This is a genomic window from Pseudomonas sp. LBUM1651, from assembly GCF_059716135.1.
Genome location: NZ_CP166805.1, coordinates 3,652,447 through 3,668,498, shown reverse-complemented (window position 1 = coordinate 3,668,498; position 16,052 = coordinate 3,652,447). Strand labels below are relative to the sequence as shown.

Sequence of the window (16,052 nt, the reverse complement as noted above, 5' to 3'; positions counted from 1 at the left end):
GCCCAGCATAACTTTCGAAGCTTATCCCTACGTTCCTCAAGTGGTGTTAGTTCGTGCTGCCGCGAGTTAACACCGCATGTTTTTCGATGCGCTGGGGCAAGGCTAGACTTTGCCTGCGAGCCATTGAAACTGACATTAATTACTCCCTTTCGAGCAAGTGCTCTAAGAATAATCTAGCAGCGACGGACAACGCCTCTTGCGATCTCACGCACACGCTCAGTTCGCGGGACGCCCACGGTTCATCCAGTGTGACCACCTTCGCTCCCTCCATCTTGTAAATCGCCGCGCTCCCCTCAGGCATGATGCCAATGCCCAACCCGGCCTGAACCATCAGGCAAAGCGCGTCGTAACTGGAGACTTCCATACGTATTTTAAGCGAGCGTCCCTGGTCGTTGGCCGCCTTGATCAATTGAAAATTGAGGTGAGTGCCGCTGCGCAAGGCGATGTATTCGTGCTCCAGGGTTTCGCTGAATTTGACGGATTTGTGTTCGGCCAACGGATGTCCATTAGGCACGAGCAAAATCAGCCGATCAGTGCGAAACGGGAAGACTTCGATGTCGGCCCCATGGGGCAGGCGTGTGAAAATGCCGATGTCGGTGCCATTTTCGGACACCGCTTTGGTGATCGCCAGGCTTTGCTTTTCTTCGAGGCTGACGTCGATCAGTGGGTACAGTTCCATGAACGACTTGATCAGGCCGGGCAGAAATTGAGTGATGGCGGAGATGTTGGCCAGCACATGCACCGAGCCACGACGACCGTGGGAGTAGTCGCGCATCTGCACAACGATTTCGTTCAGGTTGTTCAGGGCACTGCGAGCCATGAATAACAACGACAGGCCGGCGTCGGTCGGCGTAATGCCTTTGTTGGTGCGGTTGAGCAGTTTCGAATTGAGCAATTCTTCCAGTTCGCTGAGCCGCTTGCTAACCGCCGCCGCGGCGATGTGTTCGCGCTTGGCGGCGGCAGCGATGGTGCCTTCTTCGACGACGCTGACGAAGAGTCGTAACGAGACCGGATCGAGTTTCATGGGGAGTACCGGATGGCTGGCCTGAATGGCCAGCATAGTACCTTCATCAGCAACGCCTCAGAATGCCCCGGACAACAGATGACCGGCGTTCGGCACTTCGGCCTTGAGACCCAGGGTTTTCAGCATCTGGTAAACGGTGGCGATCGACGCCGATAGCACTGGTTTGTCGAGGCGATCTTGCACGGTCTGGATCGCCGGCAACGACGGCATCTGCACGCAGCACGACAACACCACGCCATCGGCTTGTCCAATGTTCAGCCGGTCGGCGTGGGCCACCAGGTTCATCGGGTCCAGACGACCGACTTCCAGGTTGTCGGACACTTCCAGGCTGATGGAATCGACCACTTCGATGCCAGCCGCCTCAATGTAGTCGATGACCTGCTGGGTCAGCGGTTTCATGTACGGCGTAATGATCGAGATTTTCTTGTAGTCGAGCATGTGCAGGCTATCGATCAACGCACCCGCGGAACTGAGTACAGGAGCGGTCGAGTGGTTGGATGCCACGGTTTTACTCAAGCGCTCTTGCGAGACTTTATGATAGCCCGGGCCCTGGCACATGATCGCCACCAAGCAGGCATAAGCCATGACATCCACTCGCGCATCGCTCAGTTCCAGCGCGCAGCGGTCACTGTCGATGTCCATCTTTTTCAACTCTTCAGGGCTGACGTGCATCATGCGCATGCGCGAGGAGTGGAAGGTGAAATGCTCTTCGGGAAATAGCCCGTAGCGTGAGGTCAGCATTGCCGGGATTTCGGTTTCCATCGTGGTGTTGGAGCTGGGTACGATTTGGCCGATTCGAAAGTTTTTCATAGGTTTTTCCTTTGTACAGTGCTGATCAGTTGCCGCTGGTGAGTTGGGTACCTTTGGTTTCCTGCAACGTGAACACCATGACAGCGGCGATGACGTAGGAAACGGAGGCGAGAGAAATAGTGGCCGTGAAACCGATGAGCGGGATCAGCACCGGTACCAGCTTGATGCCGGCGATAGCACCGACTCGCCCGAAGTTGAAGCAGAAGCCCGACGCGGTAGAACGGATGCTGGTCGGGAACAACTCCGAGTACCAGGCGCCGAAACCACTGAAATAACCGGTGAAGAAGCCCAACAGTGCGGCCAGCGAACCGAGGGTAATAACGTTCTGGGTGGTGAACAGCAACTTGCCGTCGGTCAACGGCATCAAGGTCGCGGAGTAGGCAAATACCGGCACCATGATCGCCATGCCGGCAAAGAACACTGCGAACGACAAACGACGGCCAATGCTTTCCGCCAGGTAGCCGTAGGCCAGATAACCGATGGTGGCGCCGATACCGATCCAGATAACAAACACCGGAGCCTGGTCGATTCGAACGTTCAGTATGTTCTGCAGGTAGGCCGGCATGAAGGTGGTGATGATCCAGTAGCCGTACATACCCAGTACTGAAATGCTCAGTCCCAGCAGCGTCACTTTCAGGTATTGCGGGCGGAAGATTTCCATCAATCGGCCCTTGTCGGTGTTGTTGCGCATGAACTCGCGGTTGGCCAGCCAGACCGGCGATTCCTTGACGAACAGCCAGATGAACACCAGGGTAAAATAGGCTGGAATTGAGGCGTAGATGAACAGGTTTCGCCAGGATTCAGGGTTGCCGCCGTCGAGGATCGTCCAGGCGAAAATTGCGGCCAGCAAACCGCCACCCGACCAACCGGTCTGCATCACAGCAAAGGCCTTGGCGCGTCCGGCCGGCGGCCAGATCTCCGACACCAACGCGGCCGCAGCGGACCACAAACCTCCCACGGCGATGCCGACACAGAAGCGGAACACATTGAGCTGCCACAGGCTGTCGGCAAAAGCACAGAGCAAGGTGCCGGTACCGTAGACGAACACCGACAGCATCATGGTTTTCTTGCGGCCAATCTTGTCGGAAAGATTACCGAGGAAGAATCCACCGATACCGGTGGCCAGCAGGAACCAGGCAACCGTGGAGACCACGTCGCCCAGCCCAACTGAGAAGGTTTTGGCGACCGCCAGCAGAACAAAACCAAAGACTGTCGCATCCAACGCATCAAACAGCCAGGCAGCCCAGGAGCCCCCCAACGTCACGTACCGCTGACTGGTGGTCAATTGACCAACTCCATCCACTACAGGGGCGCCGGCCGTGGAGCTGGCAGTTACGGATTTCATAGTTAAACCTCGCGGGACTCACATTATTATTTTTGGATACCCGTTCGCCGAAGAAGGCCATCGGCGAACGAGTGCTCATGTGCGACCGATGTTAGGAGGGGAAAAAATGTCGTATATCAGCTATTCACGAGCCTGCCATCGCGGATAGCGATGGCGGGTGAGGTGCCATAGAGAATGGCAATCAATGAGGGTGTGCTACTTGATTACCTTGGTCGGCACATCTGGAAGAGCTCGCCCAGTTCAAAATAATCACCCGCGCCACCACCTCGCAGGATCGGTTTAGCGGTAGCCGTATGGTAAATCCCGTCCTTGAGCAACTCCTTGTCGATGTGTACAGCAACCACTTCACCAAGTATCAGCCAGCTCGGCACCTTTTCCTGATTGAGCTGCTGCAATTGGATTATTTGCGTCACCTTGCACTCGAACGAGACGGGGCTCTGCAGCACTCGGGGTACTGCGATGACTTTTGAGGGAGCAGCGGTCAAACCGCTTAAGGCGAACTCGTCTACATCCGGAACGACCATCGCGCTGCTCTGGTTCATGGCCTCGGCTAATGGCCGGGTGGCCAGGTTCCAGGCGAACTCGCCGGTTTGTTCGATGTTGTTCAGGCTGTCTTTACGGCCGACACTGCAAAAACCGATGATCGGCGGAGAGTAGTTGAAGGCGCTGAAAAAGCTGTAGGGCGCCAGGTTCAGGCGACCGTCGTTGTCGTGTGAAGAGATCCAGCCAATGGGCCGGGGGCCAACGATGGCATTGAAAGGGTCGTGGGGCAAACCATGGCCTTGAGCCGGTTCGTAGTAATACATTTTATCAACCATGCTTGAAATCCTTCTTGAAAGGCGAGGCCCGCGCTGCGCGGGAAGGGGGCGTGCAATGCATTGATGGGGGTGATGCGCTGCATAAAAAGGTGCAGGGCACATTGGAGAGGTTTTCGCGACAGAGCCGAAAAGAGAGCGGAATCCCGACACCTTAGAAACCGGCTTAAACGGAATTCGATGCGACATGCTGCCGAAAAAAATCATTCACACCAAGCTCGAACCGCCTCCAAAGAGGGTCGGAATACGCTGGATTCTCGGCTTATCGTAGAGTTTTTAGCGTCGATGGCTTGGTTTGAAGGAAAGGTTTTTGGATCAGCGCTCAGTTTGTGCGCCAGGCAATCGAGCGAAAATCGATGGACACGAGAAGTGGGTCATCAATCTTTTTTCCCGATGCGTCATATGCAAATACCCGTCGGGACATCGGAACGAGGATGCCGCCTACATTTTGATAATTCGACGCATAGTTAGCACCGGGTGCACCCCCCAACACATTTACCGTGTAGTCGTGGCGGCGAAGTAAGCCGTCTTCACCGAAGTACGAAATCTGCTCACGGCAGTGGCTGGCAATCGAGTCCGGAAACGTGATCTTCAACCGCCTCCAGCGTTCTCCATTTTCCTCGTGCTCGGATAGTTCCTCCGTGTGGAAATCAGGTCGGGTGTAGATAAACGGAATGCTTAGATAGGTCCAGAGTGCGTAGCTGCAGAAGTACAAAGCGTGCAGTCGATCCCATTGCGTTTGCTGTACATGTCCATCAAAGGATTTCCGCGGTTCGTAGCGCTGCTCGACCGAGCCTGTTGATTCGACTCGAACCAAGTCTGGCGTGTAGTCACCTTTCCACCCGGACGTCCGTGAGATCATGGTGACGCTTTGATCTTGCAGATCCGCCTCCAGTGCGACGTCTTTGAACATGTCAGGCTGGCCTTTGGCGTGCCAAATGAATCCGCCGATGTCGAGTTGGGCGGACACTCCATGTAGCTTCTTCCAGGTCGCAAGCCCACCGTGCGCTGCAACCGCTTGCTCAAGTAATGTATTCATAACGCACTCGCTCGTGGTGTTGATCTTCATTGCGCTGCAATCAGGTCGAAAAGATGCGGCTTACCTTTCCGAGTTTCGCCAGCTGTTTACATCGTACGAGGCACGGAAAGAACTCCTTCAACAAATCCACGGAAGCATTCCTCCCATTCGATCATCAGGGAGTTAACCTCATTTTTTGTCGACGCAGGTCCTGTAAACGACCTTCAGTACAAGCAGAGACCAACGCGTTCAAATGTCTTACAATCTGCAGGTCGATCGTACTGCTGATAAAATATTACGGTCGTACTTTATTTTGTCAAGATTTTTTCGGTGAACACAAAATGGGGTATTCACAGGCAGCGAAAGCGGCCAGCCGGGAGCGTATTTTGGACGCGGCTGCCCGCCAGATAAGCGAACGAGGGTTGGATAGCATTGCCGTCGGGGAGTTGATGCAAAGCGCTGGACTCACAAAAGGTGCGTTCTACGGGCACTTCGAGTCGCGTGATGCGATGATTGCAGAAGCTGCCGCACGGGCAATGCAGAAAGGCCAGTCAAAAATCGACGAAATTTTTTTGTCTGGTAAGAAGCCCCGACTAGTAGATCTGGTGGATGTGTGGCTTAGCCCGGCACATGCATTGGTGCCGGGTGGTTGTGGCATTTGTGTACTCGTGGGGGAGGCGAGATATGCTGGGCCGCAAGTCCAGCGGGTCATTGCTGAGCAGTTCACCAGGAATGTAGGGCAAATTGCTCAGACCGTTGAAGCTGGAGAGGGGGGGAGGGCTCAGGCAATAGCCATACTTACGGCACTTGTTGGCGCGGTTAGCATGTCGCGCGCAGTGGGTGATGTTGATCTCGCCCGGGAAATTTTAGCCAATATGAAAGCGTTGATACTTCAATCTCATGGCGTCACTGCATGAAGGTTGGCTCTGTAATACGATCACCGTTCCTGAGATCAGTAATCGATTAGCAGCTGCTTACCGACGTATGCCCCAGTTGGGTCAGAGCTTCCCTCCTAACGAGCAAATTTTTTCAGCAAAGGACGTGAGGTTCGTTCCGAGTTCCTCCATCGGTCCTTTCGTGTGATCGCCATTCGCGAGCATTTAAGTAAGGCGCTCTTGTACCTCCGACAATTGGATTTCTCTCCAGAACTGCGGGGAGCCCTCACTTAACACGTGGAGCTAATCGTGCTTGTTTGGATAGCGACCAACTTGATGATTGCGAGAGGCGGAAAAGCTCGCGATGCGTGCTAGCTGAACGAAGTCGCGGATTTTTGTGGCTAGTAACCCACGATTGATCCAGCCGCAGCGTTCAGCGGTGTCGGCGTCGTATTCGAGACCGCTCAAGGCGGTCACAAACGCGTGCCCCGGGTTATCAACTGCACAAGGCGAGCGCTACCACCAGCCCCAGTCTCCAGGCCGAGCATAATTTCCAGCTGATCAGCGCTGTCTCTCGAGAAGCAAAGCAAATGTCGTGCACCTGCAATAATTCGCTACCGCCGCCACGCGCTCGACTCTGCAGTCCGCCGAACATGACCGACTGAGCATGCCTGACCCAAGGACGGCGCGCATTTAGCCCCCGGCCAATGCCCATCACGACGGTTACGCGTGCAGCGTATCGACCTCTCGCCTGACCTGACTCAACAGATGATCGACATCTTTGGCGGTGGTCGCGAACGAGGTGACAAAGCACACGATGTTTGGCCCCCAGCGATCATGGCAGAACCCGAACCCGGCCTTTAGCAGGGCTTCGATGATTGCCAAATCCAGCGACATCGGAACGGGGATGCCACCAACATTTGGGTCAGGCATGCTCAGTCGGTCATGTTCGGCGAACTGCGGAGTCAAGCGCGTGGCGGCGGTAGCGAATTATTGCAGGTTGGAAATTCGTCGGCGTCCTGCCCCTTTCCAAATAGACTTTTCCAATAGTTAGAGAACCCGGGGCGATTCAGCCTTCCGGTCGCTCAGAGGTTATGTATCTTTAAGAGGCTCATCGTCTGATCATTTCTTTGGGTTGGAAAGCATCTCTTCAAAACGGGTCGCTTCAGGCACGCCCAGTCCTACCAATTCAGCCACTATACTTTCGATCGCCCCAAGAGTTGTCACATCAGCTTGGATGGCATGTGCATTCTGGGTATAGATTTCTGTAGTGACCAGGCACCACCGCTTACCGACTCCATGGTCGATCCAAAACGACCGAAAGTCGGGGTACGTGCTAAGCCAAATTTTTCCGGCCCGGATGAGTAGATCAAGCTGTTCAATGCGTGGGGCAACTTCTAGAAAATTCAACAATACGAGCGCTACGAAGGGTGATGGTCCTGATTGAACAAGCCTGTCCAAGACCGGTAGAAATGGCGTGGAGCTCTCAATGCCTAGCGCATACAAGTAGCAGTTTGTGCCCCCACCAAAGCGATAGTCGTTGAAAAACAGTGTAGAAATGGCCGGTGCAATATGCATTTCAATACCAATATTCTTGCTCTTGCTGAGTCGCTGCCATCCGCTGCTAGCTATCATCCGATCGGCAAGGGTCGATCGGATCTCAATGGCTACAGATTTTTGAATATCCCCTCCTGCAAAGTGAACTTTGTCTACACATCGTAAAAAATTGACCAGCACATCGAAAAAATTTTGATCGGGCAATTGCGTAATCGGTTTGATGATTTCATCCATGATTTGTGACGAAGCCAGGCCAACTATGCTGCGCGCGATCATTGCAAAAAAAACGTCATTCCACTCTAACGGAGGATGGTCGGTCTCCTCATGATGGGCGAGCCCCCCACCATTGGCTTCGATCGTCCATGGAAGATAGGTTTGGGCGATATCGCGTAACCAAGGTGTTGAAGTGGCGTCTCCAAGCTCAGAAAGCTGCCGAAGCCATAGTGCTGCCACTTGATGATGGACGTTATCTACGGCAGCAGATTCCGGCAGGTTAACCATCGTATTATCGTCAGTGCGATTGGAAGGTACGCGAAGACGACGACGCTTCGCATGGCGACGCCTGCCAGGAAATGCAGGCCAAGTTAGCTCTGTTCCATCACCTGCTAACCATGTCATCTCTGCGTCAACGGCAGCTTTGCAGCACGCTTTTCGCTTTGCAGCCCGGATCGATTGTTCTTCCTCAGATAAACCCCTGCTGTGGGACGGCTGAATGCATGCGTGGAAGGCGCACCGAAGCAACGCCCGAGAGAGCCTTTCATCCACCGCGGCAAGAACCGAGATTGCAACACCAAAACCATGAGCCACGGCGTGATGATCATCGACAGCAATTTCAAGTAATGTTCTGACGTCGTCCAACGTGTTGTGGTGCGCCAGTGAGAAAATTAATCCGGCATAGCCTATCGCGCTTGGATTAAAACGAAGGCCGGTCCGAGATAGAAACACAGCTTCATCGCCATCGCTCTGGGCTGCCCTCGCGAGCAATGTATGAGCCCAACCGCCGTGCTTTTCTCGTAGACTGGGATCACCGTCTCGCATGACCATCATGGCAGTTGTCAGTACGGCTTCATCGCGCATTCGCTGCGAAAAATCATCAGCACCATCTTCTAAGTTTTTCGCGGCCTCTGGCATTGGGCTACTGGCCCACGTCACCGCCGCTTCCAGCTGTTCACGTGTAAGATAAGATGGATTATTAAGCGCTTGGCTGATAGCGGTTTGCATCCAGAAATCTGCATCCCTTTCCGATGCTTTTTCCCTAAGCGCTTGAAAGTGATTTTCTTCCGTAGCAGGGGAGGTGTAGCGGCGGCGAGTTGCGATTGAACCGTCAGCAAGTTCCACCTCGACTTCGTGCCAGTTCGTCAGATCAGATAGGTTGAGCGCATGGAGAACCATGAGTTCAGGATCGCCGAGGTCAGCTCCAGGGGGAGGAGATCCAAGTCGCTCTGCTGCCGCGCTTAGCCTCGACGTTAATTCTGCCCGTTGCTCAGAATTGACCGTCATTGTGTAATTGGCTAGCAGTGCGTCGAGGGTGCAATGCCTCGAGCCACGCTCATTGAGTTCAGCGTTACTGACAATGCTGCGTGGTTCGTTTCGCCGTAATCCCATGCCAATGTTTTCCATGGGCCTTATGTGGTCATGCACTTGGCGAGTGTGGTCGAGACAGAGGAGTTCAGGACAGCAAAGAAAATCCGCTGCCACCTCTACGGATTTTGGCCAATGCGAAATTATGAGGTCGACCGCAACGAGCAGGTAAGCAGCACATGAACCCGGTGGTCCCAGCACGTCAGCCAGGACGATTTCGAACGGCTCACCGGCATCCACGCGACGATGAGCCCACGCTTCCAAGGCCATTAACCCCGACGTCACCGCATAGTGGTTGCTGGATCGTGACCAGAAATAGGTTCTCTTCCAAGGGAATACTCGCTCACTGCCCGCGTGCGTAAGTGTGATCACGTTGTTGCCGGCGTCCCGCCCTTGGCTGCCATGAGCAACTGCATGACTGACCAAACGTTGGATAAGGGCTAAGCCTTCCTTAGGAGCGTTGTTCAGCAGATCGAAAAATGGCCCTTGTGCCGGTGAGGCGGGGAGAAACTCACTGTCGTGATATGTAAATGCCTCTTCCATCTCGCCAAATCGATCGTGCCGTGGCCGCGGCTTTTCAATCAGCGCTTGGGCTGTGAGGCTGGCTAATTCCGCCGGTGCGGCTTTCGCCAAGCCTCCACGCACCTTAAAAATGCTCCGAATGAGATCGTGATTGTGCTTGCTCTGTGCCACCGCTTGCAGATATTCAGAGGCCAACTCTGGCGTTGTATGAGCGAACAAGACGAAGCCCATCCGCAGATCCTCTCGTAAGGACTGGATCTGGTTGTGATCAAGGACTTCCCAGAATTTCACGGCCGTCTTCGGCTCGTGCGAGGTTGGTTGCGGTTCGAACTGTCTCAGCCATCTATACAGCTGCTTCGTCGTGAGTGCAGTGATGGTTGTCAGTCCCAGGGTCGCGGCCGAAAAACCAATGTACAGATCAACCACTTCCGGAACGGCCTCAGCAGGGATTGCATCACCAATGCTTAAAAGCCACATAACAAGGTTGAGCCAGGCCGGTCCCCGAGGCACGTTCAAGCCGGGAGAAACCAAAGAAAGATCCAGACCAGTCGAAGCAAAAGCCTTTGATGCGGGCACGACATCTACCGCCATGACCGTTCGAATGAGTTCACGAACAAGCCCTGCATGGTCACCAAACAACATGGGTTGGGCTCGCTGAAGAATGACGCCTGCCACCTCAGATCGCGCAAGGGCGAGCAAAACGGCACGTCTCCACGATTTGTGAGCTTTTGCGCCGCTAAAGCGTTCGAGCAGTTTTTGCCAAGCGATGCAGTCTGAGGCGCATTCGATTGCCATTCTGGCGGCGAGCTCGACACCACGAGCGAGTACTGAAGGCGCGGGTCGCTCGAGGGGTAAATTACGGACAACCTCGATATCCGCATGCACCGCATTCGCAATCGCCCATTCACGAAGCACATCATGGCGGAAAGTGACGCGGTCTATGCCGACGTTGCGCAATGTCCCGCTGGTAACCAAGGCGTCGATGGGTTGCGCCGCATGCGCCGCGACATCTAGCGCTTCATGAGCGCAGAAAGCTTGCTGTGCCAGGGCGTGGATTAATCGTGATCGATCACGCCATCCGCTGTCACGTTGACCGTCGGCTGTGCTCCACCACTGAACTGCCATCTCGATCTCTGAGCGAGGTAACGGCTCGGTTGCTGGCTGACTTGCAAGGCGTGCTAATCGAAACAAGTTCTTGGTTACTTTACTCGCCGGATGATTCTCGTTGAGCAGTGGAGACAGCGTAGGATCGTCAGCTTTGAGCTGCTCTATTTCAGCTTTGCTTAAATTATCCATTGATACGGGGGCAGCCTGGCCAAGGCAGGCCAAAGCGTCACTAGGCAACCAGCTCGGTTCGTCAATGCCGAAGTCGGGTCTTACGGTCGCGAGAACGGACAATCCCGGGACTTGGGCGACCTCTCTAAGAATATCCACAACCGTATGGCGCTCTTCGATGCTGAAAGAGTCTAGGTTGTCCAGGAACACGACGGCACCGCCGTCGCTCACAAGCTCGATCAACAGTTCGTGCAGTGTGCCTTCGAATCCAAGTTGAGCACGCAAGGCAGACCATCCGCGTGGTACGCATCGACCTGGGGAAAGAACAAGCACATTTCCTTCCGTCTGGAGAGATTCGGCGATGTGGCGTAGTACGCCCGACTTTCCGACGCCGGCCTCGCCACGGATCTCAACGTAGCGCCCATGGTTGAATGCCTCGCGTACCGCTTCGATGCGTTCGAGTCGCCTTAGCACAACGCTGCCGACTTTATTGACGATATCGGTGAGGGCTAGTCGGGCATCTTCTGCCAGAGCTTGGCGCGCTTTTGCGTGTCGACGATCGCCAACAATGCGAAATCCCAAAGGGCTTAGCACCTTCAATAGAGCACTACGAGTTTTGTCTCCGCCGCTTTTGGCTACGTCAATTGCCAATTCAATGAGGCAGCGCCACAGCGCATCTACTCGGGGGGTGTCGTCTGCATGCAAGATACGTAGCGCACGCTCGCGTGCTAGGTCTTCAGACGCCGAGCCTGGCGCTGAAAAATCAAACGTAAGGATTTGAAGGCGTCGCAGCAGCTTCCAGGTGGTTTCTGAATCGTGGGGAGATCCTTCGTCTTTCAGATGGCTTTGGAATGTCTCGACAAAGGTACGCATGTCGTCATTTGCGGCGCCGGCGAGTTTTAGCTGTGCCTCGAACGTTTTGGCATCTCCGAGCTGGCGGGCCAATGCAAGCACATCTTGATATGACCCATCGATCTTGCGCGAGCCGCGAGCAGTAGCGATCGCCATTTCGTATCGTGTTAACCAAAAATCAGACCGGCGAGTAGCTTCGGCGATTTGCCCCACGACTTTGCGAAACACGGCATCAGTGGGGCTAAATGAAATCGAGCGTTTGACCTGAATCTCCAACACTGCTGGATTTCCATATTCATCAACCGCGTGGACAATGACGTCATCGAGTGGACGACCTGTATTGGCCTGCTGCAGCGCGACTCGTTCGATGAGCGTTCCGGGAAGCCCTCGAGGTGGAGCCCCACTGAGCATTGCGAGTAGGTAGAAGGCTGCTATCTGTCCTTCAAAATGGGCACCTGCTGGACCGGTAGCGGCGGTGCTCGATCCCTTTTCATCGCGGGGCATTCCTGAAGGTGTGCTTTCTGGCTCTGCCATGCCACTTCATCCTCTTAAAACATTGGGAGCTGTCGGCTGCTGTGTCGTGACGTGGCTGGGAGACACGGCCCCTCAAGCTCTGCCTGAGAGAAACTCTCTCAAGGGAAAACAGATTTGCTGTCTTACTGTGAAGTAAGCTCCCGCGGCTCAAAACTCCATGGCGATTGGTTTACCTTCAGTTTCCCACTGAAGCTCCGGAAGCCAAATAGCACTATCAAGTTTACGCTTCAATCACCTGTGAATCCGGAGTCGAACCTGCGAGGTCACGAAACAACAAGGTGAGATCCAATGCCAATCGGAAGCCTTCCTCAGCTTTTTCTTCAATTTCGGCATGCCCATGGATGTTGATGGCGAGGCGTGAATCACTGCCATGCACTAGATCGGATCGCAATTTGTAAAGCTTGTCGAATTCTTCGGCTCTCTCATCTCCGAGGACCGCCTGAACCAAGCGTTTCCCGGCTTTTGAAATCGATTCCCTCTTAGCTTCACCCAACACCCTTTTAAGCCGCTGTTTTACCTCATCGGTGGCCTGAATCTCCGAGACTTTTTTCTTCAGGTTATCAAGAGCATCTTGGACATCCTTCTCTACGCGTCCTCTGTCGCTAAGAATTTCTACTGCAGTCATCGTAAGAATCAGCTTGGATTTAGCGTGCGGGTCCGCCAAGGCAAGCCCAAGCACATTCAAAGCTTCCAGCGTACGAAGAGTTCCGAAGTTGAATTCAGTATCAGGGAGGGCAATCTCTGTGAGTACACCAAGATCCAACTCGGTGTTTGCGGGCATGGCGCCAGGCCAATGTTGACTGCGCTTGGTTTCATAGGCTTGGGGCTTGTAGCTGACCGCGACAATGTTTGCTTTCTCAAAGAAGCTACCAACGGTATTCGTTGCTAAGCGCTGAGTAGTGTCGAAGGACAGCCAGTCAAGGTGGGGAATTTTGAGCTTGAGCAGCGTAATTTTTGTTTTCATCAGCATCGTAGCCAGTTGCTGGAGCGCATCCTCCATACTGGAGTAGCCATCGGAGGAGATCAGGAGGACGTTGTCCTCTTTGCGTTCAACTTTGATAGCTCGGTTTTCGCTCTCGAACAGAGCCTCAGAGCTCTGTGCACTAATGTTGCGATCAGTCAGTTTCACCGCAAAGGAGTAAGAAAACACCGTTGATCCCTCAAAAGTCAGATTTAGACGTAATGAGGTGTTCTATATCACGAGCAAAATGGCCGACGCCAGAAAGCGTCGAGACCCATCTGGTTAAAGCGCTGGGAACATGAAACCGTAGTCGATGCGATGCAGGTACGGCCGGACAATGATCCAACGATGATGAGGCGACGCCGACAGACCGTTGAACATCCTTTTGGAACGCTCAAATACTGGATGGGAAGTACCCACTTCCTGACCAAAACATTGCCGAGGGTAAGCACCGAGCTGAGCCTTCACGTGCTGGCCTACAACCTCAAACGAATGATGAGCATCTTCGGCATTTCAGGACTGCTTGAAGCGGTCAGGGCGTGAATCCAGCCGCTTGATCGTCCGTGAGTGGCTGCTTGGGCCGCTGGCGCGGCCCAAGCAGCAATTACGAACGCCTATCGTAGCTGACGAGGGTAATTCGCGCTTCCGTCCGCTGGTTTCGCAGGCAACGTCCGTAACTTTCAGTTTTCGATGTATTCAGTGCGTTTTCACACAGCCTGGGTCGTTCTCTGTCGGTCAGAACTACGAAGCGTGCTGGTCAAATCCAATGCAAATGACTGGTCAGGTCGAGTGCAAATGGAGTGGGCAAGTCTGTGCAATTACCCAGCTTCGACAGCACATCAGGATAAGGCTCGGTAGGAGAGGGAAGGGCTGAGTAATCCCTTTGTAATCCCGTGCGTAGCTCCTTCGGTCAGCCTGCAAAATCGCTCCTTGGGGCGCTTATCCAAGCCAAATTCACCTAAGTAGATTGCACTCACCTTTCAATCACTTAGGTAAGGCAAATGATAAAAATTAGAACTGCCAACAACTACACACCGCATTTGGTGGCTGCTGCTGTCATGTTAGGTAGCAGCGGCCTGGCGCATTCTGTCGAGTTGAAGATCGGGGAGATCGATGGACAGTTCGATTCCTCGTTGTCCGTAGGGGCCAGTTGGTCGACTCAACAGCCAAACAAGAACCTCATCGGCGCCAATAACGGCGGTGATGGTCTGTCCCAAACTTCCGACGACGGTCATCTGAACTTCAAACGAGGGGAAACCTTCTCGAAGATCTTCAAAGGCATCCATGATCTTGAATTGAAATATGGAGACACTGGCGTTTTCGTCCGAGGCAAGTACTGGTACGACTTCGAATTGAAAGACGAAAGTCGTCCGTTCAAGGACATCGATGATCATGGCCGTAAAGAGGGCGCCAAATCTTCTGGTGCCGAACTGCTGGATGCCTTCGTCTACCACAATTACAGCATCGCCGATCTGCCAGGTAGCGTACGTCTAGGCAAACAGGTGGTGAGTTGGGGTGAGAGCACCTTCATCGGCAACAGTATCAACTCGATTAATCCGATCGATGTTTCTGCATTCCGTCGCCCGGGGGCTGAGATTAAGGAAGGCCTGATTCCGGTCAACATGTTCTATGTATCCCAGAGCCTGACCGAAAACCTTTCCGCCGAAGCTTTCTACCAGCTGGAGTGGGACCAGACGGTGGTGGACAACTGTGGCACATTTTTTTCTCAAGCAGACGTGGTGGCTGACGGGTGTAACAACAACCTGCGTGTGCTAACGCCACGCTCCTCGCTGCCGGCCCCAGCTTTGGCAGCGTTATCTGCACGAGGTGTACAGGTTGATCAGGAAGGTGCGCTAGCCCCCCGAGGCGCTGACCGCGATGCTCGAGACAGTGGTCAATGGGGCGCGTCCTTCAAGTACATGTTCGATCCACTGGACACTGAATTCGGCGCCTATTTTATGAACTATCACAGTCGTGCGCCGATCTTTAGTGGGACGCTGCCTTCTCGTGCTGTGTTCGTCAACTCTGCGAGTTTGGGGGCTCTAGCACCCCTAGCTGTCGCCGGTCGTGCCAATTACTTCATAGAGTATCCGGAAGACATCCGTCTCTATGGCCTTAGCTTTTCCACAACATTGCCTTCAGGAACAGCATGGAGCGGTGAGCTCAGTTATCGTCCGAACGCTCCAGTGCAGTTGAACACTACTGATGTCCTCTTTTCGGCTGTAGGCCCGCTAGCATCTCTGAGCCCCGCATTTGCCGCGTATGGCAATGCATCGGTGCTGGATGCGACTCCGGGCCAAGACGTGCATGGTTACCGTCGCAAAGAGATCACTCAATTCCAGACAACGTTGACTCAATTCTTCGACCAGGTCATGGGTGCCGATCGCTTAACCCTGGTGGGTGAGCTTGGGGTAGTTCATACGGGTGGCTTGGAAAGCCGCTCCAAGGCTCGTTATGGGCGTGACCCGGTTTTTGGCTCCGGCCCACTCCCGGCCACCGGCCCTGTAAATACGTGCGCCGCGCTGAATGCCAATACCCTCGGCAGCCCAACGGCTAAAAACGTCAGCAGATATTGCGAAAACGACGGCTTTGTCACCAGTACTGCCTGGGGATACCGAGTTCGCGCGATTTGGGAATACAGCGATGTATTTGCCGGTGTGAACCTCAAGCCAAATATTGCGTGGTCCCACGACGTCGATGGCTATGGACCGAACGGTTTGTTCACGGAAGATGCCAAGGCCTTGAGCCTGGGATTGGATGCCGAGTACCAAAATACATACACCGCCAGCCTTGCTTACACCGACTTTTTCGACGGCAAGTACAACACCGCGATTGATCGCGATTTTCTCGCGCTCAGCTTCGGCGTGAATTTCTAAGCGGACG

General features: G+C 54.1%; 10 protein-coding genes and 1 pseudogene. 3 read left to right on the top strand and 8 right to left on the bottom strand.

What is annotated here, in order from left to right:
• Positions 1-139: 139 nt before the first annotated feature.
• The 5 genes from ACA066_RS17000 to ACA066_RS16980 form a co-directional block, all read right to left on the bottom strand.
• Complete coding sequence (locus ACA066_RS17000; RefSeq protein ID WP_497695854.1) at positions 140-1,060, bottom strand: LysR family transcriptional regulator; 921 nt, start codon at positions 1,058-1,060, stop codon at positions 140-142.
• A 21-nt stretch (positions 1,061-1,081) separates the two neighbouring features.
• Positions 1,082-1,834 (bottom strand): maleate cis-trans isomerase family protein, encoded by a 753-nt coding sequence (locus ACA066_RS16995; protein ID WP_497695853.1) that lies wholly within the window; start codon positions 1,832-1,834, stop codon positions 1,082-1,084.
• Between the two features lie 25 nt (positions 1,835-1,859).
• Entirely contained in the window at positions 1,860-3,179 is a 1,320-nt protein-coding gene (locus ACA066_RS16990) for an MFS transporter (protein ID WP_497695852.1), read from the bottom strand.
• A 203-nt stretch (positions 3,180-3,382) separates the two neighbouring features.
• A complete protein-coding gene (locus tag ACA066_RS16985) occupies positions 3,383-3,985 on the bottom strand; it encodes a flavin reductase family protein (RefSeq protein ID WP_497695851.1) in 603 nt (200 codons plus the stop codon).
• 331 nt (positions 3,986-4,316) lie between these two features.
• Positions 4,317-5,033: a hypothetical protein gene (locus ACA066_RS16980; protein ID WP_497695850.1), complete on the bottom strand. Its 717-nt coding sequence runs from the start codon at positions 5,031-5,033 to the stop codon at positions 4,317-4,319.
• Positions 5,034-5,353: 320 nt separating this feature from the next.
• On the opposite strand from ACA066_RS16980, the gene ACA066_RS16975 reads away from it, so the two are divergent.
• Positions 5,354-5,929, top strand: coding sequence for a TetR/AcrR family transcriptional regulator (locus ACA066_RS16975; protein WP_497695849.1), 576 nt, complete (start codon positions 5,354-5,356; stop codon positions 5,927-5,929).
• A 681-nt stretch (positions 5,930-6,610) separates the two neighbouring features.
• Here the strand turns inward: ACA066_RS16975 and ACA066_RS16970 are convergent.
• From ACA066_RS16970 to ACA066_RS16960, 3 genes are all read right to left on the bottom strand, one after another.
• On the bottom strand, positions 6,611-6,820 hold the full coding sequence (locus tag ACA066_RS16970; RefSeq protein WP_497695848.1) for a hypothetical protein: 210 nt from the start codon (positions 6,818-6,820) through the stop codon (positions 6,611-6,613).
• A gap of 189 nt (positions 6,821-7,009) precedes the next feature.
• Complete coding sequence (locus ACA066_RS16965) at positions 7,010-12,208, bottom strand: NACHT domain-containing protein (RefSeq protein WP_497695847.1); 5,199 nt, start codon at positions 12,206-12,208, stop codon at positions 7,010-7,012.
• Positions 12,209-12,428: 220 nt separating this feature from the next.
• Positions 12,429-13,358: a hypothetical protein gene (locus tag ACA066_RS16960; protein ID WP_497695846.1), complete on the bottom strand. Its 930-nt coding sequence runs from the start codon at positions 13,356-13,358 to the stop codon at positions 12,429-12,431.
• A gap of 93 nt (positions 13,359-13,451) precedes the next feature.
• On the opposite strand from ACA066_RS16960, the pseudogene ACA066_RS16955 reads away from it, so the two are divergent.
• Both ACA066_RS16955 and ACA066_RS16950 read left to right on the top strand, forming a co-directional pair.
• A pseudogene (locus ACA066_RS16955) lies at positions 13,452-13,712 on the top strand (transposase); the annotation flags it as partial.
• 458 nt (positions 13,713-14,170) lie between these two features.
• Positions 14,171-16,045, top strand: a complete 1,875-nt coding sequence (locus ACA066_RS16950; protein WP_497695845.1) for a DUF1302 domain-containing protein — start codon at positions 14,171-14,173, stop codon at positions 16,043-16,045.
• Positions 16,046-16,052: the final 7 nt, after the last annotated feature.

Excerpts from the sequence above, each read along its gene's own strand:
- ACA066_RS17000 (WP_497695854.1), bottom strand. The coding sequence starts at position 1,060 with ATGCTGGCCATTCAGGCCAGCCATCCGGTACTCCCCATGAAACTCGAT.
- ACA066_RS16995 (WP_497695853.1), bottom strand. The coding sequence starts at position 1,834 with ATGAAAAACTTTCGAATCGGCCAAATCGTACCCAGCTCCAACACCACG.
- ACA066_RS16990 (WP_497695852.1), bottom strand. The coding sequence starts at position 3,179 with ATGAAATCCGTAACTGCCAGCTCCACGGCCGGCGCCCCTGTAGTGGAT.
- ACA066_RS16985 (WP_497695851.1), bottom strand. The coding sequence starts at position 3,985 with ATGTATTACTACGAACCGGCTCAAGGCCATGGTTTGCCCCACGACCCT.
- ACA066_RS16980 (WP_497695850.1), bottom strand. The coding sequence starts at position 5,033 with ATGAATACATTACTTGAGCAAGCGGTTGCAGCGCACGGTGGGCTTGCG.
- ACA066_RS16975 (WP_497695849.1), top strand. The coding sequence starts at position 5,354 with ATGGGGTATTCACAGGCAGCGAAAGCGGCCAGCCGGGAGCGTATTTTG.
- ACA066_RS16970 (WP_497695848.1), bottom strand. The coding sequence starts at position 6,820 with ATGCCTGACCCAAATGTTGGTGGCATCCCCGTTCCGATGTCGCTGGAT.
- ACA066_RS16965 (WP_497695847.1), bottom strand. The coding sequence starts at position 12,208 with ATGGCAGAGCCAGAAAGCACACCTTCAGGAATGCCCCGCGATGAAAAG.
- ACA066_RS16950 (WP_497695845.1), top strand. The coding sequence starts at position 14,171 with ATGATAAAAATTAGAACTGCCAACAACTACACACCGCATTTGGTGGCT.